The organism is Thermococcus sp. PK, from assembly GCF_000430485.1.
GTDB lineage: Archaea > Methanobacteriota_B > Thermococci > Thermococcales > Thermococcaceae > Thermococcus_A > Thermococcus_A bergensis.
The window spans coordinates 752,780-766,984 of the sequence record NZ_KE387149.1 but is presented as its reverse complement, the minus strand read 5'-3'; the positions used below and the strand labels follow the sequence as shown (position 1 = coordinate 766,984).

Here is a 14,205-nt window from a genome sequence, read left to right as displayed (position 1 = left end):
GGCGTGTTTAGTTTCACCCCCTGTTATTTAAACAGTATTTGACTCTGAGGAGGATTTTCAGACCATAACACATTACCCCAAGCAGGATTCGGGTTACAGTAGTCTTTTTCAGAAAACAGGGGATCCTACTGCCAAACCACGTTGTAAACGCACCCCAGAACCCCTCATGAGGGATTCCTATGCCTGGTACTCTTCTTCAGGAAAAACACTACTGGTCTCTCTTCTTACTACCAAAAACCGCCTGGAGCGTTCTTAGTTTTCTTAACAATCGGCCGATAACCCTTTTCCACCACAGTGTTCAGAACTTTCTTTGAATCATAAGCCCCATCAGCATAAAAATTCCCAGAACCCCCCGGCAGGAGTTCAATCAGCTCGTTCTCAGAAGTTGTGATCTTCACAGCAACCGGATACAGTAAACCCGGCAGGATTCTCGTTATTGCCTGAACTTCTATCCTACCCTTTTTTATTTGTAATAATGGTTGAGTCTGCTTGAGTGCTGGCGTAGGGTAATTTCTGGAGTTTTTTCAGGAGGTGGTTTGTCAGTTCTTCGAGGTTCAGCTTTTTCTCCCAGTTGTGGAGGGTTGAGTAGTGAATGTTTTGCTCCGAAGAATTTTCTGCCGTAGTGCTGGGCGTCTCTGAGGGGTAGGTTGTAGTATTGTTTAAAGAGGAGTATTGCCAGTATTGTTTTTACTGGAAATTTTTTGGATTTTGGCAGGTTCTTCAGCTTTCCTTCTGATTCGAAGTCTGCTAAAACGTCAAGAATTGCGAATGCCACGCTTTCAGGGTCTTTGAGTCTGTGATCCCATCTGGGGATCACGACAACCACCCGAAAGAATTCAGCAAAAACCCTAATAAAGGTTACTATAAACACGCCCCGGAAAACAAAAGAATTCAAAAGTTCCATTTATCACTACCTATGAAACAGCCCACTGAGTTCACCCCCCGGAAATTGAGATTACATCTTGGTCCATTGCTGATAGATTTTGTACATTTGTTTTGTACGTGCTGGGATATATAACCTTTTTTGTTTTTCTAAAAGAATGCAAAAAAGAAAAGACTATTCAAACCTCAATGATACATCTCCATAGAGAATTTTCTCTCTTCTCCCGTCCTCAAGCTCCAAGATTAATGCACCGAGTTCATCAATATCCAGAGCCTTTCCTCCAATCTCCTTATCTTCCATTATTATTTTGACATTTCTGCCTAAGAGTGCCTTCTCCCTCCATTTTTGGAGTATCTTCTCGTCATTTCCCTTGAGGAACTCTCCATACCAGTGCTCCAACCGCTCCACAAGGATTTTAAACACCTCTTCTGTGGGAATCCGCACTCCTAAAACTTTGCTTATTGATGTTGAGATGCCCACAAGTTCCTCTGGGATTGGGTTGTTGACGTTTAATCCTATGCCCAAGATAATGTAGTAAACCTCCTTCTCCGAAAAGCTCCCTTCGGTTAAGATACCACATATCTTTTTTTCGTTTACAAGGACATCGTTAGGCCACTTTATCCTTGCATCTATTCCAAATCGCTCCAGGGTTTCAACAACGGCTACTGCTCCGAGAAAAACAGTTTTAACTATGTGTTCCGGTGTAGTTTTTGGTTTTAATATCACACTCATCCACAGCCCGCCTTTAGGGGATGCCCAGCTTCTGGAGTTCCTACCATAGCCGCTGTTTTGAGTGTCAGCCACTATTATGGTTCCCTCTTCCTCATTGAGGGCTATCCGTTTAGCATATTCATTGGTTGAATCTATCTCCTGAAAGTATATCACCCTCCTTCCAATGATCTTAGTGTTGAGTCCGAACATTTTTGTTTCACCGAAATGAATTTCGACAATTGAAGTATTTAGTTTTAACGATAAGTTTAAATTATTTGTCAGCAATGTATCACTAGAGGTGAGTAGTGTGGAGGCATACAACAACATTGGGATTAAGAGAAGACTTAGGAGATTTTTTAGAAGGAATGGGAGGGCTTTGATTTTTGCAATGGATCACGGGTTTGAGCACGGCCCAATGGATTTCGAAGAACACTGGGAACACATCAACCCAAGAGTCATAATTAGAAAAGTTGTTAGGGCTGGAGTAGACGGCGTGATGATGCTCCCAGGAATAGCGAGAATAGCCGGGGAAGAACTTGTCGGTAAAGATGTCGGTTTGATGGTAAAGCTCACCAGCAAAACAGAGCTCAGACCAAAGGAAGAGTGGCTTATGCAAGACCAGCTCGGGTTTGTTGAGGACGCAATTAAACTTGGCGCCGATGCTGTAGCGGCAACCGTCTACTGGGGCAGCCCATATGAAGGTGCAATGATGAGACAGTTTGCAGAAATAGCGAGCTACGCCCACGATTTAGGTTATCCGGTCGTGCAGTTTGCCTATCCAAGAGGGCCTTATATCAATGAAAAATACGGCAAGAAGGAGGACTACAGAGTGGTCATGTACGGAGCAAGGGCCGCCGCAGAAATGGGGGCAGACATGATTAAAACCTACTGGACCGGGTCAAGGGAAACATTTGCCAGAGTTGTCGACGCTGCTTCAGGCGTTCCAGTTCTTCTGAGTGGTGGAGCAAAAACAGACAATCCTCTTGACTTCCTAAAGCTTGTCTGGGAAGTTATTGAAGCTGGAGGAAGCGGAGCAGTAGTTGGAAGAAATATATTCCAGAGAGAAAATCCAGAACCAATGATTAAAGCACTCATAAGGGTAATCCACAGAGATGAGGATCCAGAAGAGGCCGCAAAGGCCGAAGGGTTAATTTGAGTTTTCTCGTCTTTTTATCTTCTTTAGGTGGGAAGACCCTCCGTAAGGGCTGGGCAGTTCACTTAGCAAAAAATAAAGGCCGATTAAGTGCACCACCTTAGTTCAGGTGTTCAAGTGGGCATCAAACTCCTTGCTCTTCACAAAGTTTGCATATCCTTTCTTGTCAAGTCTTTTGCTCACATATGGGCCGTCCTTTCTATAGCCGAACTTTCTGTAGTATTCCCTAACGCCAACGCCGCTTATGATGAGCATCTTCTTTACGTCGAACTCTTCCTTCGCTATTCTTTCCGCCTCAGCCAAAAGCTCCCTTCCATAGCCCCTGTGCTGCCATTCATACTTCGGTTTTCCACCTATTGGAACCAAAGGGCCGTAGACGTGGAGCTCCCTAACTATAGCAGATGGACAGCAGTTTATCTCCTTTCTGTGGGCTTTTTCACTTGGGATTCTAAGTCTGATGAAGCCGATGAGAATGTCGTTCTTCACATCCTCAAAGCTCAAGAATATCTCGTGGCCTTCGCTTGCCTTATAATCCTCTCTCAGCAGCTTAATGTGCTCAACCTCGGGCTGAACTCCAAACTTCTGCATCTGATGCCCAACTTCCCTGAAGCGAATCTCTCTCGGCCTTATGCCCCTCTTTATGAGCTCATTGAACACCAACTGGCCTAAATTGGAGTGTTTTACTCCAGCTTCAACAAGCTGAACTGGGATATCCCTCTGTATTCTCATTACTCTGACCCACTTTGGCAGTATCTTGTAAACTTCAACTAGCAGTTCAACGGCTTCTTCAGTCGTGTAAGGCCTGTATTTTCCTTCCTTGTACCACTTGTAAAGGAGCGTGTCCTTCGTGACCAGGGTGGGATAAATTTTGAGCATATCCGGCCTGAAGCGTTCGTCTTCAAAGATTATTTGGAAGGCCTTTAAGTCCCTTTCAAAGTTACTTCCCGGAAGACCCGGCATCATGTGGTAGTTTATCTTAAGACCTGCATCCTTAAGGAGCTGGGTAGCCCTCACAGTATCCTCAACGGTGTGTCCCCTCTTCACCCTCTCATAGATGAAGTTGAACACCGTTTGAACTCCAAGCTCAACTCTCGTGGTGCCTAGCTTGAGCATTCTATCGATTTGCTTTTCCATGGCCCAATCGGGCCTTGTTTCAAGAGTTAGCCCCACCATTCTGACCTTTGCCTTCTCGTTCTTCCTCTGCTCTTCCTCGAGATAATAGTACGGCTTCCTGTGTGTTCTCTCCCAAGCTTTTTTGAAGAGGGGGTCTTCGTCAACCTCGCCAAAAAGAACAGCCTTTCTAATTTTCTCTTCAAGGTTCTCAATGTCCTTGAAGTAAGGGAAATCGTTCATGGCTTTGAAGGCCTCTTTTATGAACCACTCCTGGTAATCCAAATCCACAGCGGGGAAAGTTCCACCCTGTATAATGACCTCGACTTTATCTATATCGTGGCCGATATCATAGAGCTGCTTCAAACGGTTCATCATTATGAGATAGGGATGATAAACGTTCTGAAGAGCTCTTAAAGCAGATGGCTCTTTTCCAGTGTAGCTTTGGGGAGAGCCCTCGCTTGGGCCCCCAGGGCAGTAAATACACCTGCCGTGCGGGCATGGAAATGGCTTCGTCATCATTGCAACAACAGCAACACCGCTAATTGTCCTAGTAGGCTTCTTCTTGAGGAAGTCCTTGAACTTCTCCCTATCTTCTTTGCTCATCACTCTAAGCACGTCTGAATTAGTGGGAATCTTTGAAAGGTGATACTTCGCGGCGATTTTAACCTTAAACCGATTTAGTTCTCTCCTGTCCCTAATCTCGCCCGAAATTACGGCCCTTGCAATCTCCTCGCAGGCTTTTCTATATTCTTCTTCCATTCTCATCACGTTCATAGAAGTGAGCTGGCATTTAAAAGTGTTAACATTGCACATTAAAAAAGAAAAAGTAGACCAAAAATCAAAACAGCAAACCTACAAGATAAGGAGCCGCAACAAGCACCATGAATAATATACCAATTGAAACTCCGTTCCTAACGAATGTTGCAGAAATAAGGCCTACCAATATTGAGCCAAAGATTCCTGCGATTCCAGCATCATTGTACGCCAGCACCAGCACTATTGCTAGGAATGTAGCGTATAAAGCTTCTGCAGGCACTTTTTTAAAGACAAAGCGAGTCAATTGCTTGGAATATTTGATAAGTATTAAATACGCAAGTACTGCAGCAAATAAAGTTGCATAAACAGTAACGAGGATTATTGTTGATGTTGAATATCTTTGAAGAAGGACGTCTCTTGGAGTCAACCCACCAAAAGCTGCAAGTTCAGCAAAGAATGGATGTGCTGGTCCTGCTGACATTGGTCCCGTAGGAACTCCCAATGCAATGAGGGGTATAAGAGTTCCCCCAATATAAGTAGCATTCTTTATGGCATCTCTGACTGCATAAGCCATAAGAGAGCCCTTAAGTTCATCTTTTTGGCTTTCCTTTACAAGATCCCCAAAGAGAACTGTTAATCCTACAGGGCTCATGAAGGTTGCTAAAATTCCACTTAACCCCGCCAAGAGGGAGGAAAGCATAACCTCTACCTTGGTAAGATGATGCAAGGGGTTTAATGATATTTTTCCAGTTTTTACTAGCTTAATCCGGGCATAGTCTTGTCGCTTTAAATGATGGTTATTCGGTGAAATTAATGTTAAGAGCTCGTAAAGTATTGGACCAATTGTAATTGCTAGAAAGATGCTTATAAAGGCTGACTGCCCATATAGCCCCCTAAGACCCTGAACAAGCATTGCAAATGGGAATATAGCCAACAATGCAAGCACCTTTGCCTTTGACATCACTGCTAGTAAAAGTATCCCTGCAACAATCAAATACACCCAACCGGGCCAGTCTAAGGGCCCAGCAGGGTTTTTAAGTAATTCTCCAAGAGGCGCCAAATAGAAGGACAGGGGCAACGTTATTGCTATGGCAACTATTGTTCCAATAATACTAGCAGTTATACCTTTTCTCAGAAGGATCTCCGAGTACCCATGTTTTCTTGCTACCAATGCATCCGGAACCTGCGGTACTGCCATAACTCCTCCGGGAATTGCAGCAAGTGCCGTAGGAACTGCATCTGCAGCTTTAAATGCGACTATTGTACCCATGAACCAAGCAAGAACAAGCAGAGGATCAAATCCAGCCGCCAGGAAGGCTAGAGTTATTGGGGCAATTGTGGCAGTCTCATCGGTTCCAGGGATCATTCCAATTATTATATACAACAACACGGAAAACGCCGTCAAAAGTGTGGCTTGGATTAAAAGGCTGACGATATCCATTTTACTCCTCCTCCACGATTCTTTTTGGTTCAATTATTGCAGTGGACACTATAAATCCAAAAAATGCTCCAAGAGCACTTAGAGTCACTCTCAGGGCATTCAACAAATCTTCCCTCCCAATCATACGAACTATCTGTGGAGCGCTAAAGTACATTAGAAATGCCAATGCGCTTGTTATTAGGAATGCTTTTATAAAATCGTGTTCTGCTATAACTTCCCCAAAAATTTCGTATAGATTTTGCTTTACCTTACTCATGGTGATTTCACCAAATAGCAACTTTTACATCGTTTCTATTTAAAACTTTCGACTACAGTTGGCACATTTTTAGGCAAGTGCCTAAGCCCATGAAAAACATTTAAACACAAGAAAAGCAACTATTAAAAGGTGAACAAGATGGTAAGCAGAGCGGAGATTGTTGCGTTCCTTGACGAGTACCTGAGCATAGGCTCTTTTCCTGACAAATCCCGAAATGGATTGCAGGTAGAAGGAAAAGAAGAGATAGAGAAGATTGCCTTTGCAGTTGATGCCTGCATGGACACCTTTGTCAAAGCCAAGGCTTTAGGAGCAGACATGCTGATAGTGCACCACGGCCTAATATGGGGAGGAATAGAGTACGTCAGAGGGCTTGTACAAAAAAGGCTTAAGTTTCTCCTCGAAAACGAGATAAACCTCTACGCCGCCCATCTGCCCCTTGACGTTCATCCTGAGGTAGGAAACAACGCACAGCTGTTGAAACTCTTAGGTTTGGAGCCAAAGGAGCCTTTCGGAGGATATAATGGCATAAAAATTGGATACCTGGGAGAGTTTCAAGAGCCAAAACCATTGCCTCTGGTTGCCCAGATACTCGTGGAAAAGCTGAAAACTGACTATGTAAAAGCCTATGAATTTGGAGTAGAGGAAATAAAAAGCGTTGCAGTAGTCAGCGGCAGGGGAGGATTTGCAATCCCAGAGGCAATAGAAAAAGGCGTTGACCTTTTCATAACAGGCGAATTTCTGCACGACGACTATCACACAGCCAAGGAAGGGAGGCTAAATGTTATAGCAGCAGGACATTACGCCACAGAAACCCTTGGTGTTAAAGCACTAATGCCCTTGCTGGAGGAGAGATTTGGGGTGAGCGTTTTCTTTATAGACGAGCCGACAGGATTATAAGAGAAATGTTATATAGCCATCCCACACAATCCCCTGGGGTGAAAAAATGAACAAAACGATGCTTGTGCTTACCCTCATAACACTCAGCCTCCTAGCATACGCAGTCAATACAGCAGAGCTACCACCCGCAAGCTTCTCCTACATAGACGTTTTCTATACAAATAATGAAAGCGTGACATACATAACCTCAGACGGAACCGCTCTCTTCGGGCTGAAGATCACCCCCTACGTTGACAACTTTAACCTCGAGATCATTTTTCCTGAAGGCACATCATACCTCGTACGCTATGGCGATGAGAACATAAATGGGACCGATAAGTTCAAGATCACGGTCAAGAAAGACGAACTCCCTGAAGAGATATACATCCAGTTCCAGCTACCAAGTGAGCTAGCAAAAGAGGTCGTTCTCAATAAGGGTTCCGCAAAAATCGAAATCAAAGCCAGCAAACTACCATTCTGGAGAACCAACGAAACAATAACGGCTAGGTTCAGAAAGAGGGAGTAAGCAACTTCGATCGCCCCTTCATAATGCATTTTTTATGGACGAATCAAAGAATGCTTGCTCCATCGAGGATAACTTCCTAAATAGCAATCTCTCACAAAACCTAAATCAAACTCAAAAACTCCCTGAACTTTTTCCCAATGCCCTCTGGAGAGACAATCTCCACCTCAACACCGAGCTCCTTGAGATACTCCTCAACCCAGCTTTTTCTCAAAGGATCGTTCCTAAAGGGGTAAACCACCCAGAGGTGTTTAAAGCCAGCTCGCTTAGCCTTTATCCCATTGTAGAGGATCCTCTGCTTTATCCATTTATAGGAGCTCTCAAACTCAATTGCCAGAACTTTTTCATGCCCTTTTAAAATCGCCAAATCTATTCTTGCATTATCAATTGTGGAGAACTCCTTAAGGGCTTTAAAACCCATTTCTCCAGCAATTTTACTTAATTCCTCAGTGAGTGCTTTTATTCTAATCCCAAACCCTCCAAAAATTTAAAAGATTAGAGAGCCTTTTTGAGCTCTTCTAAAGCTTCCTTGGCCTTCAGGACGTTCTTTATCTTTCCTTGAGCGAGATCTTTCTTACCTCCGCCGCCTCCACCCGCAACCTTTGTGATTGTCTTTACCAAATCGCCGGCTTTGTGTGGCAGTTCATCACCAACGCTGATCACAACAGCCTTGCTGTCTTCACTTATCAATGCAACAACCCTGTTTGGTCTCTTAAGCTTTAGAGCCGCTTCCCTTAAGTGTTCTATCTCTCCTTCAACCACTGCTCCAATGAACTCAACGTCCCCTACCTTCTCTACTTTACTCTCGAGCTCATAGATTAAAAGCTTTGCAAGCTCCTTATTAAGCCTTTCAACTTCTTTTCTTGCCTGCTTCCACTCTTCGAAGAACTTCTCCGCAGTTTCTGGCAGCTTCTCTGGAGGTACTCTAAATACTTCACTTGTTCTGCTTAATATCTCCCTTTCCTTCTGCCATTCCTTGATGGTTGCCTCGCCACATGTAAATATGATTCTCTCAACCCCATCCTGTATTCTTTCCGTCCTGAGTATTTTTATTGGGCCTATCAAACCTGTTCTAGGCAAGTGGGTACCTCCACACGCCTGCACATCCCAGTCTTTGATGTTAAGCACTCTAATTACCCTTCCTGGCACTACTCCACCCTGGTAGAGCCTAAAGCCGTACCTCTGCTCCGCCTCGGTTCTCGGAAGCCACTTCCATTTTACCTCCCTGTCCTCCATTACGACTCTATTCGCTAAGAGCTCTATCTCCTTAAGCTCCTCTTCGCTGATGCGCTTGTAGTGAGCTATATCCAATCTGGCCCAATCGGTGCTTAATTGAGAACCCGCCTGCCAGACGTGCTTTCCAAGGACTCTAACAAGGGCTCCCATAAGGACGTGAGTACCGGTGTGGTGTCTCATGTGCTGTATTCTCCTCTCCCAGTCGATTTTTCCGTGAACGCTGTCTCCCTCTTTGAAGCCTTCAGGCTTCTCCACCTTATGGAGAATTACTTTGCCAACTTTCTGGACATCGAGCACTTTAATTCCGTTTAGCTCTCCCAGATCACAGGGCTGACCTCCGCCCTCGGGATAAAACGCTGTCTGATCCAAAACCACCCAGTCATCTATCACCCTAAGAACCCTTGCATCGAATTCCTTCATGAAGGGATCCTCATAATAGAGGGTTCTTGTATCAGGCAGGTCTTGAACGAGCTCAAAGTCCACTATACTTTTTTCTTCTTCCTTTTTGGCAGTCTTTTCAGCTTCTTTGGCAATTAAGCTGTAAAAGTTATCTGGGACCTTGACCTTCATGCCTTCTTTCTCCGCAATCTCTTTAACTATTTCAGGGGTCAAACCATGGCTCTCATAGAAGAGGAGGAGCTTCTCCAATGGGAGCTCATTGATGCCCTGCTTCTTAAGCTTCTCTATTTCTCTCTTGACTAGTCCGCTTCCCCTCTCTAAGGTTTCCATGTACTTCTTTTCCTCAACGTTGACCATATCAAGAACAACGTCTTCCATTTCTTTGAACTCGGGGAAAGTCTTGTGCAGAGCCTCTATGTGCATTGCAACTATCTCACTCAGGGGGATCTCCAAACCGAGCTCTCTGAGGTGTCTTATGCTCTTTCTTATGAGCAATCTGGCAAGATAACCAGCTTTAACGTTTGAAGGCACAACTCCATCGGAAAGCATGAACGTTAAGGCCTTTGTATGGTCAGCTATTGCATATATCAGCTCGTATGGCCTAATGAGCCTGGTGAGCTCTTCCACGTCAATTCCAACTCTCTTTGCAACGGTCTCCCTCAGTACCCTCAAATCGCCCATGTCCTCAATATCAAACATTCCCGCTAATTTTGAGTTTTCCATGAGGATCCTGTCGTCTATTTTTTCAATTCCGGCCATCTTTTTGAGGGGTTCTATGACGTAGCCCAGAACCGCGTCATAGGCCGTTGGAGTACCATGGCTCATCCATACAAGCCTCTCAAGACCGTATCCAGTGTCAACCACCCTAGTCTCCATCGGAACGTATTTATTTCCTTTGATCTCTACGACCTGGGAAGGATCGGCATCCGGAGGAGCCAGCTTATACTGCATGAAAACCAGAGTAGCCACTTCCAAACCGCGGTAAAGAACCTCAAAAGCCGGACCAGCGTTTCCTCCACCAGCCCACGGGTTCTCCTTAAAGGTTATATCTTCTCCTTTCATCCCCAAATCCTTGGTGAAAAACTCGTAGGCATATTCAACTGTCTCATCCATCCAGTAAATCGGCTTTCCTGGATAGTTGAAGGCATGGTGCGCCATCATTTCAAATATCGTGAAGTGTCTGCCGGTGATTCCAACGTTGTCTATGTCGGTAAATCTTATCGAAGGCTGGCTTATAACGAGTGGATTTGCTGGAGGGTCGGCTTCGCCGCTTATAACCCACGGCTGGAAGTCCATTATGCTGGCTCCAACGAGGAGCACATCGTCTCTCCATCTGGGCAACACGGGATAGCGCTTAACTCTTCCGTGTCCCTTTCTCTCAAAAAAGCTCAAAAACTTCTCGCGCATCTCGTCGAGGGTGTACTTCTTCGGGATTCCCGGCTTACCTATGAACTCATACTCATCACATGGAGGATCTCCACAGGTTTCCCTATCCGGATCCAGCGTCCAGAAGGGCTTTCCACAGACTTTACAGGTTTTTCTTATCCATCCTTCTTCCTTAAACATCCTTGTGCTCATGTCCATACTCATGATCATCACCGTCCTTAAATCTAAGCTAAGAGTTGCTCTTCATATTAAAAAGTCTTTGTCTGAAGAAGCGTTCACGAATTGTTCTTAGAGTTATTTGTCAATCTCCACGTCTTCAAACTCATCTTCATTTACCACAACAAATGGAATCTTCATTTGTTTAAGCATCCCAATAAGCCGCCTGTGGCTTTTTTCCAGCATTTCTATTTTGTGTCTCAGGCTTTGGTTCTCGATATAGAGGCTCGTCGCCTCTTCGGTTTTCATGTTGAGTTGTGTCTTTAACTCAATTATCTGCTCTTCAAGCTCTATGACAGAGCGCTCAAGCCGTTCTATTTCTTTATATAGGTCTTTGCAAAGGATTCTTTTTATCATTGCGCTGACCTCCTCCCCGCCCTGAAGGGACGAGGCTTGAAAAAGAAAAGTCAACACCAAAGAACGCCTCATAATGATAATTTTAGACCATAATGACTGGATTGCCAATTTCAACGGCTCTCCCTATAGGGTTAACTGGGAAAAGTTTACATTTGAGAAATTCGAGAAAGAAGAGAGGGAAATAAGAGAGATTAAGATAGTTGTGAACTGAAAGCTTTTTCTGCCAAAATTAATGGAAGATCACAAACAAAATTTTGCTATCCGGGCTTCTCAAATGTATAAGTCAGTGTACTAAGGTGTCTATCTTCTCCAGATCATTTCAATGTACATACCAATTAGGCCAAGTTCAAATGCCACTAAAAATAACGTCGATACGTTGAGGCCTTTGATGCTTTCAACTGCAAAATAAGCCAAGGGGATGCTCAAAAGAATTCCAGCCGTGCTGATAGGCAGGTTTTTCTTTAAAATCACAGGCAATAACATCAAAACGAGCATAAAGTACAATATTACGAAGGGATACTTAGCATATCCAGTTACTAATGCCACCCCACCCAAAAGAACTCCAAAAATGGAAGCAAAAATTATGGAAATATCAGACTTGTTAGCATGATTATTATGAATGTTATGACAAAGACCATGTAAGCGGGCATGTCTAATTTTCCGGCCTGCCATGCTCTAGCCCCTATAACAAAGAGAATAAAATAAAAGGGTACTGACCGTCCAATTTCTTGTTTAACGATCTCGTCCATGCTCATTCCTCCCTAATCTTTTCTATTATGGCTGGTACTCTATCAGAGAATGGTTTGTAATTAAGGAGTTTCCCAATGAGGAGTGTTGTAAAGCTGAGCCCTAATGTGAGAATGAAGAACAATCCATTATTCCTTTGAACTTCATCCCTAAAGACTGTTAATGAAAGCAAAAAGCCCGCTGCAAGGCCAATCCAGGCGTAAGTTATTTGGGGGGCGTAGTAAAAGAGTTTGTCGCCGAAAGCATAGAATGTTGCAGCCACGCCAGCGCCGGCAAAGTAAGAGTACGCAAGGTGTTTGTTGTAGGGGAAAATAAGCGAGCCTATTGTGAATATTATCCCAAAATGCCACGCGAAAGTTATAATCCTGTTTTCGAGCCTGTTTGGGAGAACTGTACGGAGGAGAATGAGGGTTACAAGAGCGAACAACGTTAAGTAATTCAACTCCTTGAAGGGCACGAGAATGTTAAGTACTCCAATTCCAATCACAAGAAAAGGAAGAGAAAAATACATATAAGCTGCCTTCATTAGGTATTCCCCTCCTTAGCTTATCCCGTCAAACTATATCCCTGTTCCTGGGCTACTTTAATAAGCTCCTTGATGTCACTATACTTGGAGATGTCCACATTTCGCTTTTCCCAAGAGTTTACCTCTTGGAGGATAGCAGACAAAGATTTGCCACACGTTTTGCAACTTGTGCAGTTTGGAAGGGCTTTTGTTTGCTCTGCTTGACTGACTGCACTCCTTGCAACCATTCCCAAAACTAAAACCAAGACGAACAAACTTGCAAGTGCAATTCTCTTCATTCGCCCCCCAAGCATGAGGAAATCTTCACAAATAATAAGTCCTCAAACTATATAAAATTTGCCATTAGAAAAAACGAAAAGACAAAAGTAAAAACAAAAAACAACAAAACAAAGTAAAAACTCAAAATACCTTAATCGCTTAAATCTGCATCCAAAACACTTCAGAAAATAGCAACTGTCAGGTAAAAATCCTAAATTGAATTCAAAAACTCCCTAAACTTTTCTCCAATGTTTTCCGGAGAGATAACCTCCACTTCTACTCCAAGCTCTCTGAAATAATCATTCACCCAGCCGTTTCTTAAAGGATCGTTCCTAAAGGGGTAAACCACCCAGAGGTGTTTAAAGCCAGCTCGCTTAGCCTTTATCCCATTGTAGAGGATCCTCTGCTTTATCCATTTATAGGAGCTCTCAAACTCAATTGCCAGAACTTTTTCATGCCCTTTTAAAATCGCCAAATCTATTCTTGCATTATCAATTGTGGAGAACTCCTTAAGGGCTTTAAAACCCATTTCTCCAGCAATTTTACTTAATTCCTCAGTGAGTGCTTTTATTCTAATCCCAAACCCTCCAAAAATTTAAAAGATTAGAGAGCCTTTTTGAGCTCTTCCAGAGCTTCCTTGGCCTTTAGGACGTTCTTTATCTTTCCTTGGGCAAGGTCTTTCTTACCTCCGCCGCCTCCACCTGCAACCTTTGTGATTGTCTTTACCAAATCGCCGGCTTTGTGTGGCAGTTCATCACCAACGCTGATCACAACAGCCTTGCTGTCTTCACTTATCAATGCAACAACCCTGTTTGGTCTCTTAAGCTTTAGAGCCGCTTCCCTTAAGTGTTCTATCTCTCCTTCAACCACTGCTCCAATGAACTCAACGTCCCCTACCTTCTCTACTTTACTCTCGAGCTCATAGATTAAAAGCTTTGCAAGCTCCTTATTAAGCCTTTCAACTTCTTTTCTTGCCTGCTTCCACTCTTCGAAGAACTTCTCCGCAGTTTCTGGCAGCTTCTCTGGAGGTACTCCTAATACTTCACTTGTTCCGGCTTAATATCTCCCTTTCCTTCTGCCATTCCTTGATGGTTGCCTCGCCACATGTAAATATGATTCTCTCAACCCCATCCTGTATTCTTTCCGTCCTGAGTATTTTTATTGGGCCCACCAAGCCCGTTCTTGGTAAGTGTGTACCACCACACGCCTGCACATCCCAGTCTTTGATGTTAAGCACTCTAATTACCCTTCCTGGCACTACTCCACCCTGGTAGAGCCTAAAGCCGTACCTCTGCTCCGCCTCGGTTCTCGGAAGCCACTTCCATTTTACCTCCCTGTCCTCCATTACGACTCTATTCGCTAAGAGCT

Annotated in this window: 17 protein-coding genes and 1 pseudogene; 4 read left to right on the top strand and 14 right to left on the bottom strand. The window is 43.9% G+C overall.

Translation table 11 applies throughout. From position 1 onward, the window contains the following. Positions 1 to 227: 227 nt before the first annotated feature. From THEPK_RS13070 to THEPK_RS06160, 3 genes are all read right to left on the bottom strand, one after another. Positions 228 to 398 carry a hypothetical protein gene (locus THEPK_RS13070; protein WP_156882150.1) on the bottom strand — a complete coding sequence of 57 codons (171 nt, stop codon included), beginning with the start codon at positions 396 to 398 and terminating at the stop codon, positions 228 to 230. Positions 399 to 463: 65 nt separating this feature from the next. Then, on the bottom strand, positions 464 to 871 hold the full coding sequence (locus THEPK_RS06165; protein ID WP_156882120.1) for a hypothetical protein: 408 nt from the start codon (positions 869 to 871) through the stop codon (positions 464 to 466). Between the two features lie 186 nt (positions 872 to 1,057). Next, positions 1,058 to 1,804 (bottom strand): biotin--[acetyl-CoA-carboxylase] ligase, encoded by a 747-nt coding sequence (locus tag THEPK_RS06160; RefSeq protein WP_042699595.1) that lies wholly within the window; start codon positions 1,802 to 1,804, stop codon positions 1,058 to 1,060. Between the two features lie 97 nt (positions 1,805 to 1,901). Between THEPK_RS06160 and fba the strand changes: the two genes are divergently transcribed. Next, on the top strand, positions 1,902 to 2,750 hold the full coding sequence (gene fba / locus THEPK_RS06155; protein ID WP_042699592.1) for a class I fructose-bisphosphate aldolase: 849 nt from the start codon (positions 1,902 to 1,904) through the stop codon (positions 2,748 to 2,750). Between the two features lie 102 nt (positions 2,751 to 2,852). Here fba and THEPK_RS06150 read toward each other — a convergent pair whose 3' ends face one another. The 3 genes from THEPK_RS06150 to THEPK_RS06140 all read right to left on the bottom strand — a co-directional run bounded on the left by THEPK_RS06150 (position 2,853) and on the right by THEPK_RS06140 (position 6,313). Beyond that, positions 2,853 to 4,619: a tRNA uridine(34) 5-carboxymethylaminomethyl modification radical SAM/GNAT enzyme Elp3 gene (locus THEPK_RS06150; protein ID WP_042699589.1), complete on the bottom strand. Its 1,767-nt coding sequence runs from the start codon at positions 4,617 to 4,619 to the stop codon at positions 2,853 to 2,855. A 79-nt stretch (positions 4,620 to 4,698) separates the two neighbouring features. Beyond that, the gene (locus THEPK_RS06145) at positions 4,699 to 6,057 is read right to left on the bottom strand and encodes a tripartite tricarboxylate transporter permease (protein ID WP_042699586.1); all 1,359 of its coding nucleotides are present in this window, start codon (positions 6,055 to 6,057) and stop codon (positions 4,699 to 4,701) included. A gap of 1 nt (position 6,058) precedes the next feature. Then, positions 6,059 to 6,313 carry a hypothetical protein gene (locus THEPK_RS06140; RefSeq protein WP_042699583.1) on the bottom strand — a complete coding sequence of 85 codons (255 nt, stop codon included), beginning with the start codon at positions 6,311 to 6,313 and terminating at the stop codon, positions 6,059 to 6,061. A gap of 138 nt (positions 6,314 to 6,451) precedes the next feature. Between THEPK_RS06140 and THEPK_RS06135 the strand changes: the two genes are divergently transcribed. Both THEPK_RS06135 and THEPK_RS06130 read left to right on the top strand, forming a co-directional pair. Beyond that, entirely contained in the window at positions 6,452 to 7,210 is a 759-nt protein-coding gene (locus THEPK_RS06135; RefSeq protein ID WP_042699581.1) for a Nif3-like dinuclear metal center hexameric protein, read from the top strand. Between the two features lie 46 nt (positions 7,211 to 7,256). Further along, complete coding sequence (locus THEPK_RS06130; RefSeq protein WP_042699580.1) at positions 7,257 to 7,715, top strand: hypothetical protein; 459 nt, start codon at positions 7,257 to 7,259, stop codon at positions 7,713 to 7,715. 100 nt (positions 7,716 to 7,815) lie between these two features. Here THEPK_RS06130 and THEPK_RS06125 read toward each other — a convergent pair whose 3' ends face one another. The 3 genes from THEPK_RS06125 to THEPK_RS06115 all read right to left on the bottom strand — a co-directional run bounded on the left by THEPK_RS06125 (position 7,816) and on the right by THEPK_RS06115 (position 11,306). Continuing rightward, complete coding sequence (locus THEPK_RS06125) at positions 7,816 to 8,133, bottom strand: hypothetical protein (RefSeq protein WP_052315898.1); 318 nt, start codon at positions 8,131 to 8,133, stop codon at positions 7,816 to 7,818. Positions 8,134 to 8,207: 74 nt separating this feature from the next. Next, positions 8,208 to 10,937 carry an alanine--tRNA ligase gene (gene alaS / locus THEPK_RS06120; RefSeq protein ID WP_042699575.1) on the bottom strand — a complete coding sequence of 910 codons (2,730 nt, stop codon included), beginning with the start codon at positions 10,935 to 10,937 and terminating at the stop codon, positions 8,208 to 8,210. Positions 10,938 to 11,027: 90 nt separating this feature from the next. Then, positions 11,028 to 11,306, bottom strand: a complete 279-nt coding sequence (locus THEPK_RS06115; protein ID WP_042699572.1) for a hypothetical protein — start codon at positions 11,304 to 11,306, stop codon at positions 11,028 to 11,030. Positions 11,307 to 11,379: 73 nt separating this feature from the next. Here THEPK_RS06115 and THEPK_RS13065 point away from each other — a divergent pair, with 73 nt between their 5' ends. After that, positions 11,380 to 11,517 (top strand): hypothetical protein, encoded by a 138-nt coding sequence (locus THEPK_RS13065; protein ID WP_156882149.1) that lies wholly within the window; start codon positions 11,380 to 11,382, stop codon positions 11,515 to 11,517. An 89-nt stretch (positions 11,518 to 11,606) separates the two neighbouring features. Here THEPK_RS13065 and THEPK_RS06110 read toward each other — a convergent pair whose 3' ends face one another. From THEPK_RS06110 to THEPK_RS12605, 5 genes and pseudogenes are all read right to left on the bottom strand, one after another. After that, positions 11,607 to 11,852 (bottom strand): hypothetical protein, encoded by a 246-nt coding sequence (locus THEPK_RS06110; protein WP_225807243.1) that lies wholly within the window; start codon positions 11,850 to 11,852, stop codon positions 11,607 to 11,609. Between the two features lie 205 nt (positions 11,853 to 12,057). Then, the gene (locus tag THEPK_RS06105) at positions 12,058 to 12,579 is read right to left on the bottom strand and encodes a hypothetical protein (RefSeq protein ID WP_042699569.1); all 522 of its coding nucleotides are present in this window, start codon (positions 12,577 to 12,579) and stop codon (positions 12,058 to 12,060) included. Positions 12,580 to 12,599: 20 nt separating this feature from the next. Beyond that, a complete protein-coding gene (locus THEPK_RS06100) occupies positions 12,600 to 12,857 on the bottom strand; it encodes a hypothetical protein (protein WP_042699567.1) in 258 nt (85 codons plus the stop codon). A gap of 191 nt (positions 12,858 to 13,048) precedes the next feature. Next, a complete protein-coding gene (locus THEPK_RS06095; protein WP_052315897.1) occupies positions 13,049 to 13,366 on the bottom strand; it encodes a hypothetical protein in 318 nt (105 codons plus the stop codon). A gap of 74 nt (positions 13,367 to 13,440) precedes the next feature. Beyond that, a pseudogene (locus tag THEPK_RS12605) lies at positions 13,441 to 14,205 on the bottom strand (DHHA1 domain-containing protein); the annotation flags it as partial.

Coding starts and splice junctions, on each gene's coding strand:
- THEPK_RS06135 (WP_042699581.1), top strand. CDS start 6,452: ATGGTAAGCAGAGCGGAGATTGTTGCGTTCCTTGACGAGTACCTGAGC.
- THEPK_RS06140 (WP_042699583.1), bottom strand. CDS start 6,313: ATGAGTAAGGTAAAGCAAAATCTATACGAAATTTTTGGGGAAGTTATA.
- THEPK_RS06115 (WP_042699572.1), bottom strand. CDS start 11,306: ATGATAAAAAGAATCCTTTGCAAAGACCTATATAAAGAAATAGAACGG.
- THEPK_RS06160 (WP_042699595.1), bottom strand. CDS start 1,804: ATGTTCGGACTCAACACTAAGATCATTGGAAGGAGGGTGATATACTTT.
- THEPK_RS06095 (WP_052315897.1), bottom strand. CDS start 13,366: ATGGGTTTTAAAGCCCTTAAGGAGTTCTCCACAATTGATAATGCAAGA.
- THEPK_RS06100 (WP_042699567.1), bottom strand. CDS start 12,857: ATGAAGAGAATTGCACTTGCAAGTTTGTTCGTCTTGGTTTTAGTTTTG.
- THEPK_RS13065 (WP_156882149.1), top strand. CDS start 11,380: ATGATAATTTTAGACCATAATGACTGGATTGCCAATTTCAACGGCTCT.
- THEPK_RS06105 (WP_042699569.1), bottom strand. CDS start 12,579: ATGAAGGCAGCTTATATGTATTTTTCTCTTCCTTTTCTTGTGATTGGA.
- alaS (WP_042699575.1), bottom strand. CDS start 10,937: ATGAGTATGGACATGAGCACAAGGATGTTTAAGGAAGAAGGATGGATA.
- THEPK_RS06125 (WP_052315898.1), bottom strand. CDS start 8,133: ATGGGTTTTAAAGCCCTTAAGGAGTTCTCCACAATTGATAATGCAAGA.
- THEPK_RS06130 (WP_042699580.1), top strand. CDS start 7,257: ATGAACAAAACGATGCTTGTGCTTACCCTCATAACACTCAGCCTCCTA.
- THEPK_RS06150 (WP_042699589.1), bottom strand. CDS start 4,619: ATGGAAGAAGAATATAGAAAAGCCTGCGAGGAGATTGCAAGGGCCGTA.
- THEPK_RS06145 (WP_042699586.1), bottom strand. CDS start 6,057: ATGGATATCGTCAGCCTTTTAATCCAAGCCACACTTTTGACGGCGTTT.